Consider the following 20,290-nt stretch of genomic DNA (forward strand, 5'->3'; position numbering starts at 1 on the left):
TCAGTCCCGCACGGGACGCGGCGGCAGCCCCAACGGGTCGCTCGTGTCGTGCCAGTACGGAGGCGCTGCCACCGTCATCCCGCCGTCCACGATGATGGTGTGCCCGGTGATGTACCCGGCGCGGTCGGAGAGGAGGAAGTCGATGGCGTTCGCCATGTCTTCGACGGTGCCGGGGCGCCCCAGCGGGATCGCGTCGATCACCTTCTGCATGGGCGCCATACCCGGCATCGAGTAGAAGTAGTCGAGCGAGTCGGAGTCGATCAGCCCCCCGTTCACGCCGTTCACGGTGATGCCGTATCCGGCGAACTCGACGGCCATGAACCGGACGAACGACTCCACCGCCGCCTTGTACGAACCGAGCGCCGCGTAGGTCGCGAACGCCCGCATGCTGCCGTAGCTGGAGACCGCGACGATCCGCCCGCCGCGGTCCATGAGCTTGACGGCCTCCTGCGCGCCGAGCACGAACGGGCGCAGGTTCATCGCGTACGAGCGGTCGAGATGGTGCGTCTTCAGGTCGGCGACCCGCTTGAACGCCGCCGCGGCCGCGTTGTTGACGAAGAAGTCGAGTCGCCCGTACTTCTCGGCGGTCGCATCGAACAGGCGCACGATGTCTTCGGGGCTCTCCATGTCGGCCTGCACGGCGATCCCGTCGCCGCCGCGGCGCTGCGCCTCGGCCACGACCTGTTCGGCGAGGTCGGCATTCGTGCGGTAGTTGACGACGACCGATGCGCCCTTGCCCGCCAGATCGAGCGCGAGCGTGCGGCCGATGCCGCGCGACGACCCCGTGATCAGCGCGACGCGCCCCTCGTACTCCCTCGCGTCGTCGGTCTCGGGCGTGCTCATGCGTCCTCCTCCTGCGCCGCGCGCGTGAACACGTCACGGGCGACCACCGTCTTCTGGATCTCGTTGGTGCCCTCTTCGAACCGCTGGGCCCGCGCGTCCCGATAGACGCGCTCGATCGGCGAGCTCTTCCAGTACCCGATGCCGCCGTGCACCTGCAGCGCCTTGTCGGTCACGCGCGTGAGCATGTCGACCGCGGTCATCTTGGCCATCGACGACAGGGCGGCCGCGTCATCCGCCCCCTCCTCCCACCGCCGTGCGGCATGCAGCGTGAGCTGTTTGGCCGCCTGGATGTCGGCCTCGTTCTCGGCGATCATGAACGCCACCGCCTGCCGCGACGCGATGGGCTTGCCGAACGTCACGCGACCGGTCGCGTAGTCGACGGCCAGCTCCTGCGCCCGCTCGGCGAGCCCCACGCAGCTCATCGCCACCGAGATGCGGCTCGGGGTGAGGAAGCCGCCCAGGGCGATGGCGAGCCCGTCGCCCTCTTCGCCCAGCCGCTGCGCCACCGGCACCGGCGTGTCGGCGAAGGTCAGGCTCGCGTGGTCGGTGCCGTGCACGCCCATGGTCTGCGAGGTGTCTTCGACGTCGGCTCCGGGCGCGTGCCGGTCGACGAGCAGGGCGACGGTGCCGTCCTTGCCGCTCGTGCCCTCGAGCCGTGCGAACAGCAGCCAGTGGTCGCAGTTCACGCCGAACGTGATGAGGTGCTTGCGGCCGTTCAGCAGGTAGGTGTCGCCCTCGCGCCGCACCGTGCTGGTGATGTCGGCGCCGGTGCCGTTGCCGGGCTCGGTGAGGGTGAACGCGACGAGCAGGTCGCCGGCGATCATCGGCCGCACGAACCGGTCGCGCTGCGCGTCGGTCACGTGCGGATTGATCGCACGCCAGGTGCCGTTGAGCACGTGCACCAGCATGCGGATCGACGCGTGCGAGCGCGAGAAGACCTCCATGAGCCCCATCCATTGGCTGAACGACAGCCCGCGCCCGCCGAGCTCAGCCGGCGCCGCCATGCTCAGGTACCCGCGCTGTCTCAGCTCGTCGTACAGCTCGCGCGGGAGGGTCCCGGTCTCTTCGATCCGCTCCGCCCAGCTCTCCCCCGGGCCCCGCACCCACCGGGTGACCTCGTCCAGGAGGGCGTCGTACTCAGGCTGTTCTATTCGGCTTCCACGTCCGTCGGCTGTGACCGGGATGCTGGTCATCGAGGGCGCCCTCCTTGTCGGTGTCTGTCAGGGTCGAGAATCGCTGGGGTTTGAGCGTCGCGGCCTGCTCGCGCAGCACGAACTTCTGCACCTTGCCGACGGCGTTGCGCGGCAGCGCGTCGATGATCTCCAGGCGCTCGGGCCAGTAGCTCTTGGAGACCCGGTTGTCGTCGAGGTACTGCTGCAGGCGGGTGAAGGTCAGGCGCTTGCCCGGCACGAGCACGACGAACGCGCAGGCCCGCTCGCCCAGCCGCTCGTCGGGCATCGCCACGATCGCGACGTCGTCGACGGCCTCGTGTCGATACAGCAGCTGCTCGATCTCGGAGACCGGAACCTTCTCGCCGCCGCGGTTGATGACGTCGCGCACGCGCCCGGTGATGCGCAGGTAGCCGTCGTCGTCGATGCGGGCGAGGTCGCCGGTGCGGTACCAGCCGTCGGCGGCGAACGCCTCGGCACTCAGGTCGGGTCGGTCGAGGTAGCCGCGGAACACCGTCGGCCCCGACAGCTCGAAGTTGCCCTCCACCCCCGGCGCGACGGCGTGGCCGTCGTCGTCGACGATGCGCAGCCGCACATCGCGCAGCGCGCGCCCGTCGGTGCCCCAGGCCTTGCCGGGGGGATCCCCGGGCGTCGACAGCGCGGCGAGCCCGGTCTCGGTCGTGCCGAACGCGCCGCACACCGCCGTGCCCAGCACGCGCGTCGCGCGCTCGGCGAGCGCCCGCGGCACCGCGGCGCCGGTGGCCACGAAGATCCGCAGCGTGCGCGGAGCGGGCGCGCCCGCCTCGACCTCGCGCACGAGGTCGGTGAGAAAAGGCGTGGCCGCCTGCACGAAGGTGCCCTCCCACTCGTCGAGCACCTCGAGCGCGCGGCGGCCGTTCCAGGCCCGCTGCACGATCGCCGGCACCCCGAGCGCCCACGCCAGCCACATGCCGTAGAGAAAGCCGGTCTGGTGCGCGAGCGGCGAGGGGATGAAGACGCTGTCGGTCGAGTTCAGCGGCAGTTGCTCGATCTCCATCCAGGCCGCCCGGCTCAGGCTCGCGTGCGTGTGCAGCACACCCTTGGGCTCGCCCGAGGTGCCCGAGGTGAACAGCAGCTGCGCGTCGTCGTCGGGGCGCGGCACCCGCGCGTCGAGCACCGCCCGGTCGGGCTTGACCCAGGCCGTGGCGCGGTGCCAGGCATACCAGCGCACGTCGGGGTTCTCGCACGGCGGCAGCACATGCGCCACCCCGGGGGTCAGATGCATCACCAGCACGTCGGTGACGGACAGATCGGATGCCGCGGGCCCGGCGAGGATGTCGGCCAGCTCATGGTCGTGCTGCCGTCCGCGGAAGTTGTCGGCGACCACGACGAGCTTCGCCCGCGACCGCTTCAGCGCGAACGCGACCTCGCGCTCGCGGAAGATCGGCATGATCGGACAGATCACGGCCCCGATGCGCGCCGCGGCCGCGGCCACCACCACGAAGCCCGCGCAGTTGGGCAGCTGCACCGCGATCCGGTCGCCGGCCTCGACACCGAGCTCGAGGAAGAGGGCTGCGGCCTTGTCGACGGCGTGGTCGAGCTCGGACCACGTCATCCGCGCGGTGCGGTCGGGGGCGGCATCCACCAGCGCCAGCGCGTGCGGCCGCTCGTGCGCCCACCGGCGGATCCACTCGGCACCGGTGACGCGTGCCGCCTCGTCGGCGGTGCCGGCCGGCGGACGCCGGCGGGCCGTCGGGCGGGCGGGTCCCTTCTCGACCTGCATGTCGACATGCAGCTCGGTCATCGCGTCCAGGAACTGCGGGTAGGAGATACGGTAGGCGTTCGGGAACGTCAGGGTCGAGCGCCCCGCAGCCGACGACGCCGCCACCGCCAGCGACATGAGTACCCGGTGGTCGTTGAACGACGACAGGTGCGCGCCGTGCAGCCGGGGCACGCCGCGCACGCGCAGGTCGGTCCCGTCGAAGTCGACGTCGCCGCCCATGGCGTTCAGCTGCAGCATCGAGGTGACCCGGTCCGACTCCTTCAGCCGCACGTGCTCGACATCGTGGAAGACGCTCTCGCCGTCGGCGACGGCCGCCATGGCCGACAGGACCGGAAGCATGTCGGGCACCAGCCGGCAGTCGACGTCGACCGGCTGCAGCCGCAGGCCGTCATGCTGCACGCGGACGCCGCCGGCTTCGGCATCCACCGTCATCGGCAGCCCCATCTCGTGGGCGATCCTCAGGAAGTCCGCCTCGGGGTGGTCGACCGCCGCAGGGTCGGTGCTGCCGAGCCCGGTCAGCAGCACATCGGCGGGGCGCAGCGCCGCCACCGCCAGCCCGAACGCCGCCGAGCCGATGTCGGGCGGCAGCGTCAGGTCGGTCGGGTGCGGCGTCTGGCCCGGCTCGATGTCGAACCGGCGCCCGTCCGCCGCGACCGTCACGGTGAGCCCGAACGCGGCCATCATGCGCACCGTGAGGTCGACGTAGCTGCGTTCGTTGAACGGCCCGTCGACGATCACGGCCGTGTGCGCACGGGCGAAGGGCGCGACCAGCAGCAGTGCAGAGATCCACTGCGACAGCGTGCCGGCGATGTGCACCACGCCGCCGGCGGGGCGCCCGTGGCGGATACGCAGCGGCGGGCAGTCGGTGGGCGATGCGGCATCCACACCCATGTCGCTCAGGGCACGCAGCAACGGTCCGATCGGGCGGCGCTGGAAGTATTTCTGCCCGGTGAGCACGATGTCTTCATCGGCCAGCGCCGACAGGCCCGCCATGAAGTACAGCGTCGATCCCGAGCTGCCGACGTTCACGCGCTCGCGCCGCGGGTGATACCGCCCGCCGTGGACGACGAAGGTGTCGCCGTCGACCTCGACGTCCACGCCCAGCGTCCGCAGCACGCCGACCGTGTACTGCACGTGGCGCGCGTCGCTCAGCCCGCTGATCCGGCTCGTGCCGGGCGCCAGCGACGCCAGGATCAGGGCCCGGTGCGCGTGGTATTTGGAATTCGGGACCCGCACCGTCCCGTGCACGCGCGCGGTGCTTCCCACCACTGCCAGATGCATTCCAGCCTCCCTCCGGCCGTGAGCGACCCGAGGGGGCAGCTCACGTCATCGATCTGCCACGAGCGACCCTACTCTCGAGATCGGAGGGCCGCAGGGGGGTGCGACGTCACGCGGCCAGAGCCAGATACGGCTCCCAGCGAGGGTCGGTCCGGTCGGCGCCGCGGATCGCCCACGAGGGCCCGTGCGGCGGCCGGGGCGTGAAGCGCAGCCGCCACGACATCTCCTGCGGCGTGCGGTCGCCCTTCACGTTGTTGCAGCGCTGACAGCAGGCGACGAGGTTCTCCCAGCTGTCGGCCCCACCGCGCGACCGCGGGTGCACGTGGTCGATCGTGGCCGCATGCCCGCCGCAGTAGGCGCAGTGGAACGCGTCGCGGCGCAGCACGCCGCGACGGGTCACCGGCACCCTGCCCGGGCTGGGCAGGTGGACGTAGCGGGTCAGGATGATCACCGCGGGTCTGTCGAACGATCCGCCGGCGGCGAGCACGGGGCTCTCCTCGACGCGCTCGATGATCGTGGCCTTGTCGTTCATCACCAGGACCAGGGCCCTGCGGAACGACACGACGGCCAGCGGTTCGTATCCTGCATTCAGCACCAGTGTGCGCATCCGTCATCCTCACGATCGGTCCGAAACGGCTTTCCGGACGGTCGGTTGCGAAGACGCGTCGTTCCCCGTGCAGGGATGAAAAAAGCGCCGTCTACAGACGGCGCCCGTGCGCCGCACCCAGGGTGCGGCATCCGCTCTCATGATGCCGGAGAACGAAGAGCCCGAGCGCATCCATGGTGCGGATGCGGGGTGTGCTCATGTCCATCGGCGTCCCTTTCACGTGGATCTCGGCGTCCGCAAACAGGGTAGTCCCGACAGAACGCCGCCGGATCCGTTTCGGATCCGGCGGCGTGTCGAAGAGGGGATGGATGCCTCAGCCGGCGTTCGCCTTGAGCCAGGCGAGCGGGTCGACCTTGGTGCCGTTGATGGCGACCTCGAAGTGCAGGTGGTTCGCGGTGGAGCGGCCCGTGCTGCCGACGAGCCCGATCAGCTGCCCGGCCTTGACCTTCTGGCCGGCGACGACCTGACGGCTGCCGTAGCGCATGTGCCCGTAGAGCGTGTTGACCTTCTTGCCGCCGATCACCGAGTTGATCGTGATCGCGACGCCGTAGCCGTAGTAGCCCTCGCTCGAGACGGCGACCGTGCCGTCCGCAGCGGCGAAGATCGGCGTGCCGCCGGCGGTGAGGAGGTCGACGCCCTGGTGCTCGCCACCGCGGGCCATGAAGCCGTCGCCGATGTGGTCGATCTTGGCCAGCGGCCAGCGGACCTCGCCGGTCCCGGGGCCCGTGATGTTCAGGTCGATGCTCTGCGAGGTGTAGGAGGCTGCCTGCGCGGCCGCCTTCGCACGTGCCGCGGCGGCCTCGGCCGCCTTCTTCTTCTCGATCTCGGCCTCGGTGGTCGCCGAATAGCTGCTGCGGTCGAGCTTCTGGGTCTCGCCGTCGTGCTCCGACGCCACGACGAGCGACTGCGCGTCGGCGTTGGCCAGCTGCTGCAGCGTGCGCGTCTCGGGTGTGGCCTGCGCGGCCGCGAACGCGGGGATCGCGACCGAGCCCACCAGGGCGGCGATCACCCCGACGACGGCGACGCGACGGCCGGGCGAACGGCGGTTCTTCACCGCGGCGCGACGGGTCGCGCGGTTGTCGGTCGTCTGGGCGACGGTGGGGGCGGCGACGCGCAGGCTGCGCCGTGAGCGCGTGACCGCCGTGGTCTTCTCGTGCTGATTCTCGTCCGCTGACGAGTCGTGCTGCTGGGCCAAGTACTGTCCTCCGTGACCTCCGCCCCCGGTCAGGACCGGGTACGGGCTCGTCTGGGCGGGCACGTCTGTCGGGACTTCCGTGCGATGTGACCGCCGAGACGACGAGCCGGCGAGGCTGATCTCTGCGGACATCCGCCGACCGGCTTCTTGCCGACGGACCGTTAGAGGCTACCGGAATATAACGAATAAGTCACGTAGAACGCCCGACAAGGCGCTCACGATCACGCCGCGTCGTCGACGAGGAAGATGTGCGACGCAACCTCGACGGGCAGTTCGAGCCCCTCGTCGTTGCCGTCCATCTGCACGAGCACGTAGCCCTCGCTGTACTGGTACTCCCCCGTCGCACCGGGCACGACACCGGCCTCGCGCAGCTGATCGAGCAGCTCGGGATCGACCTGCGCGGGCTCGGCGAGACGGCGCACCGTGCCGCGCAGCGGACCGCCGTCGGCGTCGAGCCTGCGCACGAGACCCACCACGCCCTGCTCGAACTCGATCGACGGCACGCCCCCGATCTGGTCGAGGCCCGGGATCGGGTTGCCGTACGGCGACTCGGTCGGGTGCCCGAGCAAGTCGACGAGGCGTCGCTCCACCTGCTCGCTCATCACGTGCTCCCAGCGGCAGGCCTCCTCGTGCACGTACGCCCAGTCCAGGCCGATCACGTCGGACAGCAGCCGCTCGGCGAGACGGTGCTTGCGCATCACGTCGACGGCCTTGGAGCGGCCCGCGTCGGTCAACTCGAGGTGGCGGTCGTCGGCGACGACCACGAGGCCGTCGCGCTCCATGCGGCCCACGGTCTGCGAGACGGTGGGGCCGGAGTGCCCGAGGCGCTCGGAGATCCGCGCGCGCAGCGGCACGATGTTCTCCTCCTCGAGCTCGAGGATCGTGCGCAGATACATCTCCGTGGTGTCGATGAGGTCTACCATCGTCTCCCCTCCGCGTGGACGTCGATACACCAGCCTACCGGCGTGCAGGGGCGTCGTCGCGCGGCGTCACACGGCGGGGCGCGGCATCCCCCCGCCGTAGAATCGGACCATGGCCCACGTCACCCTTCCCGCTGAACTCCTGCCCGCCGACGGCCGCTTCGGATGCGGCCCTTCGAAGGTGCGGCCCGAGCAGGTGCAGGCACTCGCCGGCCCCGGCGCGGCGATCCTGGGCACGTCGCACCGGCAGGCGCCGGTGAAGAACCTCGTGGGCGGCGTGCGCGAGGGGCTCGCCGAGCTGTTCCGCCTGCCCGACGGGTACGAGATCATCCTCGCCAACGGCGGATCGACCGCGTTCTGGGACGCCGCCGCCTTCGGTCTCATCGAGCGCCGCGCGCAGAACCTGCAGTTCGGCGAGTTCGGCGGCAAGTTCGCCAAGGCCGCCGCCGCCCCGTGGCTCGAGGCGCCCGACGTCCGCAAGGCCGAGCCCGGCACCCGCGCGCGGTTCGAGGCGGTCGAGGGCGTCGACGTGTACGGCGGCCCGCACAACGAGACCTCCACCGGTGTCGCGGCGCCCATCGAGCGCGTGCACGGCGACGACGGCGCGCTCACCGTCATCGATGCGACGAGCGCCGCCGGCGGCATCGACTTCGACGTCGCCGAGACCGACGTCTACTACTTCGCGCCGCAGAAGAACTTCGCCTCGGACGGCGGCCTGTGGTTCGCCGCCGTGTCGCCGGCGGCGATCGAGCGCATCGAGCGCATCGCGGCATCCGACCGGTACATCCCGGCATTCCTCGACCTGAAGACGGCCGTCGACCAGTCGCGACTGAACCAGACGCTGAACACCCCGGCGCTCTCGACGCTGCTGCTGATGGACGAGCAGGTGCGCTGGATCAACGGCAACGGCGGGCTCGCGTGGGCCGGCGCCCGCACCAAGGAGTCGTCCGACATCCTGTACGCGTGGGCCGAGGCCACCGCCTACACGACGCCCTTCGCCGCGGAGGTCGCCGACCGCTCGCCGGTCGTCGTCACGATCGACTTCGACGAGAGCGTGGATGCCGCGGCCGTGGCGAAGTCGCTGCGCGCCAACGGCGTGGTCGACACTGAGCCGTACCGCAAGCTCGGCCGCAACCAGCTGCGCATCGCGACGTTCGTGGCCATCGAGCCCGACGACGTGCGCAGGCTCACGCAGTGCATCGAGTACACCGTGGAGCACCTGGCGCAGTAGCGCCGGGCCCTGCGGCCGCGCTCCCCCGCGGAGTTCCCACTCCCCGCAGCGAACCGCGTCCTCCTGCGGCAAATTCACATGAGTTTGTCCTGTGCACATGAAACCGCCGACGGTGTGATGTGCTTTGGACAGACTCATGTGAGTCCGACGCGGATCCCGGTCATGCGAAGCCGGCGGGGATCCCGCGGCGTGGGTGAGAGGTCAGTCCTCGTCAGACTCCGACTCGTCGTCGTCGGCGGACTCATCGTCGTCAGCGGACTCGTCGTCCTCGTCGGACTCGTCGTCGTCGGCGGACTCGTCGAGCTCGTCGATGTCGACGCCGTCGACGTCGCCCGCGTGCAGGATCGGCGAACCGTCCTCGTCGAAGTCGGCCGCGTCGAGGTCGTCGACGTCATCGAGGTCGTCCTCGTCGTCGAGATCGTCGTCCAGGTCGTCGTCCACGTCGTCGTCCTCGTCGAGGTCGTCGTCTGCGTCGTCGTCATCGTCGTGGTCGGATGCCGCCTCCGCCGCCTCCGCGGCGGCAGCGACCTGCTGCGCCTGGTACTCGGCGAGTCGCACCGCCCAGGGCACCCACTCGGGCGCCAGCAGCGCGTCGTCGCCCGGCAGCAGCTCGACCTCGAGCACGGTCGGCTCGGAGCCCTCGACCACGGCGACACTCACGGTCCAGAACCAGCCCGGATAGCCGGGCATCAGGTTCGCGAAGCGCAGCGACACCACGCCGTCGGGCTCGACGCTGTAGCCGGCGGGATCGCCGACGGTCGCCGGGCCGGTCACCTCGTACAGCGCCGCCTGCGCGATGTCGTGGGCGGCCAGCAGCCGCTCGTCGGGCACCACCGGCCCCGCAGCGGGCTCGGACTCAACCGGCGCGACCTCCGCCGCGTCGACAGGGGCCTCCGCTGCGTCGCGATCAGCTTCCACAGCGTCGCCACCTGCCTCTGCCGCCTCGCCGGGCGCCACGCCCTCGGCGGGCGCGTCGTCCGGCGTCGGGATCTCGGGGTTCTCAGGCGTCGAAGTCATCGGCCACCTTGCGCAGCAGCGCGGCGATCTTGCGCGACTGTCCACCGGACGGGTAACGGCCGCGGCGCAGATCGCCGCCGATGCCGTCGAGCAGCTTGACGAGGTCCTCCACGATGACCGCCATGTCGTCGGCGGGCTTGCGCGACCGCTTCGCCAGGCTCACCGGCGCCTCGAGCACGCGCACCGACAGCGCCTGCGGACCGCGGCGCCCGTCGGCGATGCCGAACTCGACGCGGCTGCCCGTCTTCACTTCGGCCCCCGCAGGCAGGGCGGTGGCGTGCAGGAAGACATCCTGACCGTCGTCGGAGGAGATGAAGCCGAAGCCCTTCTCCTCGTCGTAGAACCTGACCTTGCCGGTGGGCATGAGTACCTCGCACGAACACGTGTGCGCCGGCGGGCGGCGCACGAACTCAGTGGAATGAAAAGGACCCGCAGGTCCCGCCTCCAAGACTACGGCACGGCGGGCGGCGAGTAGGCTGAAAAGGATGAGCGCGCCCACACCGACCGGCGACGTCCCGGTCCGCCGGCTCGACCGGATCCTGTCCTTCACCGCCCTCGGCCTGCTCGTGCTGTCCGTGGGCTGCTTCGTCGCGATCATGATCGGCTCGGCGATGCACGCCGAGTTCGACCGGGGCGCCTGGCCCACCGTCGGCATCGCCGTGTACATCGGCCCGATCGTCGCGTTCCTGCTGATCATCGCGGTCGTCATCATGAGCATGGTGCGAAGGGCGCGGGCGAACAAGGCGCGCTGAGAGCACGTGGCAGACACCTCCGACGAACGCGCGCTGGCGATGCAGCTGGCCGGGCTCGGGCCCGACCGGCTCGCCCGACTGCTGCACGCCCGGGGAGTGCCTGCGTCGATCACCTGGCGCGACTGCTTCGACGCGGCGGAGGGCCTGCTGGATGCCGCCTCGATCGATCGTGCGCTGACCGGCCTCGATCGCGCCTCACTGCAGGGGCTGGATGCGGCGGCCACCGCACCCGTTGCCGAAAAGGCGCGCGCGCCGCTGGACCCCCTTGCGCTGCTGCGCGCCGACGGCCGCGCGTACGGCGCGGTGACCGCGCGACTGCGCGACGCACTCGCGCAGCATCCCGACGCACTGTCCGCCCAGCCGGCACCCGACCAGCCGTCGCCCACCGACGAGCGTGCTGCCGCGACCGTCGCCGAGCGCGCCGCCGCCGCGGCCCGCACGCTCACCGACATCGTCGCCCTGAACCGCGACCAGCCCGTCGCCGTGACCGGCGTCGGCGCCGTGACCGCCGTCGACCGACGGCGCCTCATCGACGCGCACATCGTGCCGACCGCGTCCGAGCTCGACGATCTGCTGACCCTCGCCGCCGATGCGGGGCTGATGATGCTCTCCGGGCGCGAGTGGCTCGTCACCGAGACCGGCGACGCCTGGCTGCCCGGCGACCTCGTCACACGGTGGGCGCGGGTCGCCACGGCCTGGCGCGACGCCCTCCCCTCCGCCCTGCGCACGGCCGGCGGCGGCTATCCGCCCCCCGCAGCCTGGGCCGCTCAGGTGCCCCTCGACGCGGAGTGGCCCGACCGCGTCGAGCAGCTGCTGCGCCGGGCGGAGCGCTGGGGACTCTACGACCGCGGCGGTGCCGAGCCCGCGTGGACGACGCCGCTGCGCGCCGGCGACGCCCCCGACACCGCGGCGCTGACCGCCCTCGTCCCCGGCGAGATCGACAAGATCTACCTGCAGGCCGATCTGAGCGCCATCGCGCCCGGTCCCCTGCGCTCGGGACTCGACCTGCGCCTGCGCACCATGGCCGTGCGCGAATCGGTGGCGCAGGCATCCACCTACCGCTTCTCGGCCGACTCGCTCGCCGCCGCCATTGCGGGCGGCGAAGACGCGGCATCCGTCCGCTCGTTCCTCTCCGAGCTGTCGCTGACCGGTATCCCCCAACCGCTCGAGTACCTCATCGATCAGGCCGAGGCCCGTCACGGCCTGATCCGGGTGGGGGTGGATGCCGCGGGCCGCACCCGCATCACGGGCGCCGAACCGCGGCTGGTGCAGACCCTGGCCGTCGACCAGGCGCTGCGCTCGATCGGGCTCGTGCCCGACGGCTCCGACGCGCTCACCTCGCGCGTGTCGCGCGACGCCGTGTTCTGGACGCTGGCCGACGCCCGCTACCCCGTGATCGCGGTCGACGAGAACGGCGAGCCGCAGCCGCTGCGCCGGCGGAGGGCGCCGGTCGCGGCATCCCTCCGTCCCGATCCCGCAGCGGCGCTGCTGCCCGTCGCCGAGGACCTCATCGCGCACTCCGGCGGCGACGCCGACCGCGCGTGGCTGCAGCGCGAGCTCGACCATGCGGTGCGCGCCCGCAGCGAGATCGTCGTCACCGTGCGGCTGCCCGACGGATCCGAGCGCGCGTTCACGATGGAGGCCAGCGGCCTGGGCGGCGGCCGCCTGCGGGGCCGCGACCGGGGCGCCGACGTCGAGCGCACGCTGCCGGTGTCGAGCATCGTCGCCGTCCGACCTCGCTGAGCCGGCACAGAGGCGGCGGCGGTAGACTAGTCCGTTATGTCCGACGGCCCCCTCATCGTCCAAAGCGACCGCACAGTGCTGCTCGAGGTGGCGCATCCCGACGCCGAGACCGCCCGCCACGAGCTCGCGATCTTCGCCGAGCTCGAGCGCGCCCCCGAGCACATCCACACCTACCGGATCACCCGGCTCGGGCTGTGGAACGCCCGCGCGGCCGGGCACGAGGCCGATGACATGCTCGCGACCCTCGACCGGTGGTCGAAGTTCCCGGTGCCGCCGTCGGTGTCGATCGACATCCGCGAGACCGTCGGGCGATACGGGCGCCTGGTCATCGAGCGCGACGACGAGGGCACGCTGGTGCTGCGGTCGACGGATGCCGCGGTCCTGGCCGAGGTCACGAAGAACAAGCGCATCCAGCCGCTGCTGATCGGGCATCCCTCCCCCGAGACCTTCGTCATCGACGCGTGGGCGCGCGGCCAGATCAAGCAGGAGCTGCTGAAGATCGGCTGGCCGGCCGAAGACCTCGCCGGATACACGCCGGGCACGCCGCACCCCATCGACCTGGACGAGAGCACCTGGAGCCTGCGCCCCTACCAGCACACCGCGGTGGAGAAGTTCACCGAGGGCGGCTCGGGCGTGGTCGTGCTGCCCTGCGGCGCCGGCAAGACCCTCGTCGGCGCAGGGGCCATGGCCGAGACGAAGACCACGACGCTCATCCTCGTGACGAACACCGTCAGCGCCCGCCAGTGGCGCGACGAGCTGCTCAGGCGCACCAGCCTGACCGAGGAGGAGATCGGCGAGTACTCCGGCCAGGTGAAGGAGATCAAGCCGGTCACGATCGCGACCTACCAGATCCTCACCGCGAAGCGGAAGGGCCAGTACGCGCACCTCGCACTGCTCGACGCGCTCGACTGGGGGCTCATCGTCTACGACGAGGTGCATCTGCTGCCCGCGCCGGTGTTCAAGCTCACGGCCGACCTGCAGGCGCGCCGTCGGCTGGGCCTGACCGCGACCCTCGTGCGCGAGGACGGCCGCGAGGGCGACGTGTTCAGCCTCATCGGCCCCAAGCGGTTCGACGCACCGTGGAAGGAGATCGAGTCGCAGGGCTTCATCTCCCCCGCCGTCTGCTACGAGGTGCGCGTGGATCTGCCCGAGGACGACCGGCTCGAGTACGCGGCGTCCGCCGACGAAGACCGCTATCGGCTCGCCGCGACGGCACCCGCGAAGATCGGCGTCGTGCGCGACCTGGTCGCCAAGCACAGGGGCGAGCGGATCCTCGTCATCGGCCAGTATCTCGACCAGATCGACACGCTCGCCGAGGCGCTGGACGCCCCGAAGATCACCGGCCAGACGCCGGTCGACGAGCGCGAGCAGCTGTACCAGGCGTTCCGCGAGGGCACGATCGAACTGCTCGTGGTCTCGAAGGTCGCGAACTTCTCGATCGATCTGCCCGAGGCATCCGTCGCCATCCAGGTGTCGGGCTCGTTCGGTTCGCGTCAGGAGGAGGCCCAGCGCCTCGGACGCCTGCTGCGCCCCAAGGAGTCGGGCCACACCGCGAGTTTCTACACGCTCATCGCGCGCGACACCGTCGACCAGGATTTCGCCCAGAACCGCCAGCGGTTCCTGGCCGAGCAGGGCTACAGCTACACGATCCTCGACGCCGACGCACTCGAGGCCGCGTAGCGCAGGAACACGTACCCCTCGTCGTCGTGCAGCACGCCGCGCAGGCCGAAGCGCCGGTCCGCCTCGGCGGCCCCCTGCGCGATGCGTCCCGCGCTCCCGCCCACGATGCGGGGCGAGAGCGTCAGGCACAGCTCGTCGACGGCGCCGGCGTCCAGCAGCGAGCCGAACAGGTGCGGCCCACCCTCGCACAGGACCTGCGGCATGCCGCGGTCAGCGAGCTCGCGCACCATGAGGGACAGATCGACGGATGCCGCGCCGCAGACGATCACGTCGGCCACGGCATCCAACTCCTCCCGACGCGATGCGGGCGCCGCCTCCGCCGTGATCACGATCGGGCGCACCGCCGCCTCGGCGAGCGCCGGATCGTCGGGCGCGAGCTCGAGCCGGGCGCTGACGATAGCGAGCCGCGGCGTGACCCCGGCGTAGCCCTCGGCACGGACGGTGCCCGCGCCCACCAGCACCACGTCGCTCTGCGCGCGCAGCACCTGCATGAGACGCCGGTCGGTGTCGCCGCCGAGAGTGCCGCTGCGCCCGCCCAGCGTCACCGAGCCGTCGGCGCTGGCGACGAAGTTCATCCGCACGTGCGGCATCGTACGGTCGGCCACGGCGTACGCGGCGCGCAGCTCGTCGTCGGAGATCATCAGTCGTTCCCCTCGGGCCGCGTGTTGTGCAGCAGGTAGGCGGGCTCGCGCCAGCCGAGGATCGCCTCGACCATCCGCAGCGCATCGACGGTCTCGGCGACGTTGTGCACGCGCACGATGCGCGCGCCCTGCGTCGCGCAGAACACCGCCGCCGCGAGCGATCCCGACAGCCGCCCGTCGCGGGGCCGGTCGAGCGTCTCTCCGACGAAGTCCTTGTTCGACAGGGCCACCAGGATCGGCAGCCCGAACGAGGCCAGCTCCCCCAGGCGACGCGTCAGCTCGAGCGAGTGGCGCGTGTTCTTGTTCAGGTCGTGCCCGGGGTCGATGACGATGCGCTCGGGCGGCACGCCGTGCGTCACCGCACGGTCGACGCGCTCGCGCAGGAACGCCGCGACCTCGCCGACCACGTCGTCATAGCGCGGCTGCGGCAGCTGGGTGCGGGGGGCTGCCAAGCTGTGCGCGATGACCAGGGTCGCGTCCGAGTCGGCGACCACCTCGGCCATGGCGGGGTCGTGCACCCCCGTGGTGTCGTTGATGACGGCGGCCCCCGCCGCGATCGCCGCCTTCGCCACCGCGGGCTGGAAGGTGTCGACGCTCACCGGTCCGGCCGACGCCAGCGCCCGCACGACCGGCACGACCCGGTCGATCTCCTCCTCGACGGGCAGCGCGGGTCCCGGCGCGAACTTCACCCCGCCGACGTCGACGAGGTCGGCACCGGCGGCGAATGCCGCCGCGCCCGACTCGACGGCGGCGTCCAGACCGTACGTCGCCCCCTGGTCGTAGAACGAGTCGGGCGTGCGATTGACGATCGCCATCGCCGCCAGACGACGCGAGAAGTCGATCTCGCGGTCGCCGATCCGCCGGACCGGGGTCTGCAGCCGTGGGTCGACGATCACGCGCCGGCCAGGCCGTCGAGGTCGACGGAGGGGTCGGCGAGCGCCCGCGGGTCGACGCCCGCGCCCGAGCGCACCAGCTTCTGGATCGCCTCGTTCACATCCCAGATGTTGACGTTCATGCCGCCCACCACGCGCGCGCCCTGCACCCAGAAAGCGATGAACTCTCGCGTGTTCAGGTCGCCGCGGATCACGAGCTCGGCGCCGTTCATGAGCGGCGGGAACCCGCTCAGCTCCATCCCGAGGTCGAACTGGTCGGTGTAGAAGTACGGGATCATGTCGTGCTCGGCATCCTGCCCCAGCATGACCTTCGCCGCGACCGGGCCGCCGTTCAGCGCGTTCGCCCAGTGCTCGCTGCGCAGCCGCTGGCCGAGCACCGGGTGCATCGCGTTCGCGACGTCGCCGGCGGCGAGCACATCCGCCGCGCTGGTGCGCAACGACGGATCGGTGAGGATGCCGTGGTCGACATCGATGCCGGCGTCCTCGGCGAGCTTCGTATTGGGGATCGCGCCCACGCCGATGAGCACGAGGTCGGCGGGCACCGTCTCGCCGTCGACGACCACGCCCGTCGCCCGATCGGCGCCCTCGATGCGCTCGACGTTCACCGAGGTGCGCAAGTCGACGCCGTTCTCCTCGTGCAGCCGGCGGAACACGTTCCCCATCTCGTCGCCCAGCGCCACGGCGAGCGGCACGGGATCGCGCTCGAGGATGACGACCTCGTTGCCGAGCTGGCGGGCGGTCGCGGCGACCTCCATGCCGATCCAGCCCGAGCCGATCAATACGAGCTTCCTGCCGCCGCCCGACAGCTGCGCCTTCAGCGCCTCGGAGTCGTCGAGCCGGCGCAGCATGTGGACCCCGGGAAGGTCGTGCCCGGGGATGGGCAGCACGCGCGGCGACGACCCGGTCGCCAGCAGCAGCTTGTCATAGCCGAGGGTGGTGCCGTCGGCGAGGTCGACCGTGTGCGCGTCGGGATGGACCGCCGTGGCGGCGAGCCCGGTGCGCACGTCGATGTGCTGCTCGCGATACCAGTCGTCGGAGTGCAGGATGACGGCATCCAGCCCCTCCTCGCCCTTCAGGAAGCCCTTGGAGAGCGGCGGGCGCTGGTACGGGCTGTGCGCTTCGTCGGCGATGACGGTGATGTCGCCCTCGTATCCCTCACTGCGCAGCGTCTCGGCGGCGCCGCCTGCGGCGAGTCCTCCTCCGATGATGACCATGCCTGCCATGACGGCTCCTCTCCTTGTGCCCTGTTCCGACGGTATGACCGGGAAATTCTTTTGTCAAGATCGATATTTTTAGAGTATCCTGAGGGGATGAGCGTTCTCGCGGCCAACCGCGCAGCAGCCCTTGCGGCGCTGGCCGATCCGGTGCGACGCGCCGTCTACGACATCGTGGCACGCGCGCAGGATGCGGTGGGGCGGGATGCCGCGGCCGCCGCCGCCGGCGTGCCCCGGTCGACGGCGGCCTTCCACCTGGACCGCCTCGTCGAGGTCGGGCTGCTCACCGTCGAGTACCGGCGCCTCTCCGGGCGCAGCGGACCCGGCGCCGGCCGCCCGGCGAAGCTGTACCGCACCGTGAGCGGCGAGCTGCTCGGCTCGGTCCCCGAGCGCCACTACGAGCTGGCCGCCGACATCCTGGCCGCCGGAGCCGAGCGCGCCGACCGCGACGACGTCAGCGTGGCGGCGGCCGCGGCATCCGAAGCGCACTCCCGCGGCCGCGAGATCGCCGCCGCCGCCGGCACTCTCGACGCCGCGCTCGACGCCTGCGGATACACCCCGGCGACCGACGAGCACGGCACCGTCGTCATGCAGAACTGTCCCTTCCACGCCCTCACGGCGCGGCACTCCGAGCTCGTGTGCGCGGTCAACCTGGCCCTCGTCGAAGGGCTGCTCACCGGCGTCGGCGACCCGCGGTCGGCGTGTCCGGTGCCCCGCGACGGCGCGTGCTGCGTGGAGATCCGGGCGGCGGGCACGCGCGCTCTGGGCGAACCTCCCACACAGACAGAGACTCCGTCGCCATAATGGGCACATGACCGCACCGCGCATCCTTGTCGTCGATGACGAACCGAACATCCGCGATCTGCTGATCACGAGTCTGAGATTCGCAGGTTTCCAGGTGCGCGCCGTGGCCAACGGCGCGCAGACCATCTCGGCGGTCCTCGAAGAGGAGCCCGACCTCATCATCCTCGACGTGATGCTGCCCGACATGAACGGATTCAGCGTCACCAAGCGGCTGCGCGGCGCGGGGTACACGGCCCCGATCCTGTTCCTCACCGCGAAGGACGAGACCGAAGACAAGATCGAGGGCCTGAACGCCGGCGGCGACGACTACGTCACCAAGCCCTTCAGCCTCGACGAGATCGTGGCGCGCATCCAGGCCATCCTGCGGCGCACGATGCAGACCGACGAGGAGTCGGTGATCCGCGCGGGCGAGCTGACGATGGACCAGGACACGCACGACGTCTTCGTCGGCGACGCGCAGATCGACCTGAGCCCGACCGAGTTCAAGCTGCTCCGCTACCTCATGCTCAACCCGAACCGGGTGCTCAGCAAGGCGCAGATCCTCGACCACGTGTGGGAGTATGACTTCAACGGCGACGCGGGCATCGTCGAGAGCTACATTTCCTACCTGCGGCGCAAGATCGACCCGCACTCGAGCGAGCCGCTCATCCAGACCAAGCGCGGCTTCGGATACATGCTCAAGGCCGGCAAATCGTCGTGACCGGCGCTGACGCGGGAGGTGCGCACTGACCAGCGGCAAGCCCGACGCGATCACCCGCGGCTGGCGCAGCCTCAGCCTGCGCGCCAAGGTCACGGGCGTGACCGTGGCGGTGCTCGCGATCGGGCTGTTCGTCGCCGGCATGGGCACGCTCGTCTTCCTGCGCAACGCGCTGGACGGCAACCTCGACGCGCAGGTGCAGCAGCTGGCGGGAGCCGACCTCGCCAAGAGCGTCTTCGACATCACCGCGACCAGTGACGGCGTGACGTTCACCCCGAACGCATCGGCACCCGTCGACTACTCGGGATACTTCATCGCCGTCTACGGCGCCGACGGCGAGCTCGTGGCCTCCACCGGCCCGCATGTCGAGAACACCCCGGTGCTGCCCGACCAGCTGCAGCTGCTGCAGACCGCGGTGCAGGGGCTGACCCCCTTCACGATCCAGGGGACGACCGGCGCGCCGTTCCGCGCTGCGGCCGCGTCGTTCCTCGTCGATGACGGCGCACAGCTGTTCACCCAGCTGGTCGCGCTGCCCACCTCATCGGTGAACCGCATCATCGGCACGTACGTGGGCATCTACAGCGTGTTCGCCCTCATCACCATCGTCGCGGGGGCGCTGGTGACCCGCTGGCTCGTCACGCTCGCCTTCCGCAGTCTCGGACAGGTCGAGGCCACGGCGATGGCGATCGCGGCGGGCGACTTCACCCAGCGCATGACGAACATCGAGCCCGAGAACACCGAGGTGGGGCGCTTGAAGATCGCCATCAACGCCATGCTCGGTCAGCAGGACGCCGCCATGAGACGCAGCGACGGGGCCGTGCGGCAGATGCGCCGCTTCATCGGCGACGCCAGCCACGAGCTTCGCACTCCCCTGGTGACGGTCCGCGGCTATGCCGAGCTGTACCGCATGGGCGCGATCCGCAGCGACGAGGACGTCGCCCAGGCCATGGAGCGCATCGAGAAGGAGGCGACGCGCATGGGTGCGCTCGTCGAAGACCTGCTGGCGCTCACCCGGCTCGACGAGCGGCGCGAAGAGGTCCCCAGCACTCCGGTCGATCTGCGTCCGATCGCCCGCGACGCCGCGCTCGACCTCGGCGCGACCGCGCCGCAGCGCCCGGTGACCGTCACCGACACGACCGTGGATGCCGCAGCGGCGGCATCCACCTCCGACGAACCCGCACCCGAGCCGCCCACGACCACCGCACGGCACCGGTTGCGGCCGACGGCGGCGCTCTCGCTGCTGCGGCGCCGACCGCGCCCCGCCGACTCGGAGCCCCCGCCCGAAGACGAACTGCCGCCCACGGTGCCGATCCGCATCGCGCCCGACGAGCCGGCGATGTCCGTCCCGGTCGTCCTGGGCGAGGAGAACCGCATCCGCCAGGTCGTGTCGAACCTGCTCACCAACGCCCGCCGGTACACCGCCGAGGGCTCGCCCATCGACCTCGTCGTGGGGGTGGATGCCGCGGCCGGCACCGGCTGGATCGCCGTGGCCGATCACGGCGAGGGCATTCCGCCGCAGATCCGCGACCAGATCTTCCAGCGGTTCTGGCGCGCCGACACGTCACGCACGCGCGAGACCGGCGGGTCGGGACTGGGCCTGTCGATCGTCGCGTCCATCGTCGAAGCGCTGAACGGGTCGGTCTCCGTCGAGGAGACGCGCGGCGGCGGAGCCACGTTCCGCGTGTCCTTCCCGCTTGCTCCGGCACCTGCGCCCGCGACCGAACCCGTCGAGTCGGAGTGACGGCTCCTCCCCAGGCCGGGGTCCGTCGCGACTTGTCCACAGATCGCCGGTGAGCCCGCCGGCGGCCGGCGTGCGGAACCTAGCGTGGAGGCATCCATTCGAT

Annotated in this window: 18 protein-coding genes; 7 read left to right on the plus strand and 11 right to left on the minus strand. The window is 71.2% G+C overall.

All coding sequences use genetic code 11. The features are described from left to right. From ABMQ42_RS08160 to ABMQ42_RS08185, 6 genes are all read right to left on the minus strand, one after another. Positions 1-843 carry an SDR family oxidoreductase gene (locus tag ABMQ42_RS08160; RefSeq protein ID WP_349722434.1) on the minus strand — a complete coding sequence of 281 codons (843 nt, stop codon included), beginning with the start codon at positions 841-843 and terminating at the stop codon, positions 1-3. Continuing rightward, positions 840-2,036 carry an acyl-CoA dehydrogenase family protein gene (locus tag ABMQ42_RS08165; RefSeq protein ID WP_349722435.1) on the minus strand — a complete coding sequence of 399 codons (1,197 nt, stop codon included), beginning with the start codon at positions 2,034-2,036 and terminating at the stop codon, positions 840-842. Before ABMQ42_RS08165 ends, ABMQ42_RS08160 begins: the two co-directional genes overlap by 4 nt. Beyond that, positions 1,981-5,055 (minus strand): 3-phosphoshikimate 1-carboxyvinyltransferase, encoded by a 3,075-nt coding sequence (gene aroA / locus ABMQ42_RS08170; RefSeq protein ID WP_349722436.1) that lies wholly within the window; start codon positions 5,053-5,055, stop codon positions 1,981-1,983. Before aroA ends, ABMQ42_RS08165 begins: the two co-directional genes overlap by 56 nt. A 106-nt stretch (positions 5,056-5,161) precedes the next feature. Further along, a complete protein-coding gene (locus ABMQ42_RS08175) occupies positions 5,162-5,659 on the minus strand; it encodes an HNH endonuclease (protein ID WP_349722437.1) in 498 nt (165 codons plus the stop codon). A gap of 313 nt (positions 5,660-5,972) precedes the next feature. Beyond that, positions 5,973-6,854 carry a M23 family metallopeptidase gene (locus ABMQ42_RS08180; RefSeq protein WP_349722438.1) on the minus strand — a complete coding sequence of 294 codons (882 nt, stop codon included), beginning with the start codon at positions 6,852-6,854 and terminating at the stop codon, positions 5,973-5,975. 221 nt (positions 6,855-7,075) lie between these two features. Next, complete coding sequence (locus ABMQ42_RS08185; RefSeq protein WP_349722439.1) at positions 7,076-7,777, minus strand: iron-dependent transcriptional repressor DtxR; 702 nt, start codon at positions 7,775-7,777, stop codon at positions 7,076-7,078. A gap of 109 nt (positions 7,778-7,886) precedes the next feature. On the opposite strand from ABMQ42_RS08185, the gene serC reads away from it, so the two are divergent. Beyond that, positions 7,887-9,005, plus strand: a complete 1,119-nt coding sequence (gene serC, locus ABMQ42_RS08190; RefSeq protein WP_349722440.1) for a phosphoserine transaminase — start codon at positions 7,887-7,889, stop codon at positions 9,003-9,005. A gap of 201 nt (positions 9,006-9,206) precedes the next feature. Here serC and ABMQ42_RS08195 read toward each other — a convergent pair whose 3' ends face one another. Beyond that, positions 9,207-10,022 carry a DUF3027 domain-containing protein gene (locus ABMQ42_RS08195; protein WP_349722441.1) on the minus strand — a complete coding sequence of 272 codons (816 nt, stop codon included), beginning with the start codon at positions 10,020-10,022 and terminating at the stop codon, positions 9,207-9,209. Next, the gene (locus tag ABMQ42_RS08200; RefSeq protein ID WP_349722442.1) at positions 10,006-10,386 is read right to left on the minus strand and encodes a cold-shock protein; all 381 of its coding nucleotides are present in this window, start codon (positions 10,384-10,386) and stop codon (positions 10,006-10,008) included. The genes ABMQ42_RS08195 and ABMQ42_RS08200 overlap by 17 nt, the downstream gene beginning before the upstream one ends. A gap of 121 nt (positions 10,387-10,507) precedes the next feature. On the opposite strand from ABMQ42_RS08200, the gene ABMQ42_RS08205 reads away from it, so the two are divergent. Genes ABMQ42_RS08205 through ABMQ42_RS08215 form a run of 3 tightly spaced genes read left to right on the plus strand, consistent with a single transcriptional unit; the run spans position 10,508 to position 14,197 of the window. Next, positions 10,508-10,774, plus strand: a complete 267-nt coding sequence (locus ABMQ42_RS08205; RefSeq protein ID WP_349722443.1) for a multidrug ABC transporter ATPase — start codon at positions 10,508-10,510, stop codon at positions 10,772-10,774. Between the two features lie 6 nt (positions 10,775-10,780). Continuing rightward, positions 10,781-12,517, plus strand: a complete 1,737-nt coding sequence (locus ABMQ42_RS08210) for a helicase-associated domain-containing protein (RefSeq protein ID WP_349722444.1) — start codon at positions 10,781-10,783, stop codon at positions 12,515-12,517. 36 nt (positions 12,518-12,553) lie between these two features. Then, positions 12,554-14,197, plus strand: coding sequence for a DNA repair helicase XPB (locus tag ABMQ42_RS08215; RefSeq protein ID WP_349722445.1), 1,644 nt, complete (start codon positions 12,554-12,556; stop codon positions 14,195-14,197). Here the strand turns inward: ABMQ42_RS08215 and ABMQ42_RS08220 are convergent. Genes ABMQ42_RS08220 through ABMQ42_RS08230 form a run of 3 tightly spaced genes read right to left on the minus strand, consistent with a single transcriptional unit; the run spans position 14,158 to position 16,954 of the window. After that, positions 14,158-14,838 (minus strand): pyrimidine reductase family protein, encoded by a 681-nt coding sequence (locus ABMQ42_RS08220; RefSeq protein WP_349722446.1) that lies wholly within the window; start codon positions 14,836-14,838, stop codon positions 14,158-14,160. The two genes, ABMQ42_RS08215 and ABMQ42_RS08220, sit on opposite strands and share 40 nt — an antisense overlap. Then, the gene (gene folP / locus ABMQ42_RS08225) at positions 14,838-15,734 is read right to left on the minus strand and encodes a dihydropteroate synthase (RefSeq protein ID WP_502884651.1); all 897 of its coding nucleotides are present in this window, start codon (positions 15,732-15,734) and stop codon (positions 14,838-14,840) included. Before folP ends, ABMQ42_RS08220 begins: the two co-directional genes overlap by 1 nt. Continuing rightward, a complete protein-coding gene (locus tag ABMQ42_RS08230; RefSeq protein WP_349722448.1) occupies positions 15,731-16,954 on the minus strand; it encodes an NAD(P)/FAD-dependent oxidoreductase in 1,224 nt (407 codons plus the stop codon). Before ABMQ42_RS08230 ends, folP begins: the two co-directional genes overlap by 4 nt. Positions 16,955-17,041: 87 nt before the next feature. Here ABMQ42_RS08230 and ABMQ42_RS08235 point away from each other — a divergent pair, with 87 nt between their 5' ends. The 3 genes from ABMQ42_RS08235 to ABMQ42_RS08245 all read left to right on the plus strand — a co-directional run bounded on the left by ABMQ42_RS08235 (position 17,042) and on the right by ABMQ42_RS08245 (position 20,187). Beyond that, on the plus strand, positions 17,042-17,749 hold the full coding sequence (locus ABMQ42_RS08235; protein WP_349722449.1) for a helix-turn-helix transcriptional regulator: 708 nt from the start codon (positions 17,042-17,044) through the stop codon (positions 17,747-17,749). A 7-nt stretch (positions 17,750-17,756) separates the two neighbouring features. Beyond that, positions 17,757-18,449, plus strand: coding sequence for a response regulator transcription factor (locus ABMQ42_RS08240; protein ID WP_275279206.1), 693 nt, complete (start codon positions 17,757-17,759; stop codon positions 18,447-18,449). Positions 18,450-18,546: 97 nt separating this feature from the next. Next, complete coding sequence (locus ABMQ42_RS08245) at positions 18,547-20,187, plus strand: sensor histidine kinase (protein WP_349722450.1); 1,641 nt, start codon at positions 18,547-18,549, stop codon at positions 20,185-20,187. The last annotated feature ends 103 nt before the right edge of the window (positions 20,188-20,290 follow it).

Source organism: Microbacterium sp. KR10-403 (assembly GCF_040196215.1).
Lineage (GTDB): Bacteria > Actinomycetota > Actinomycetes > Actinomycetales > Microbacteriaceae > Microbacterium.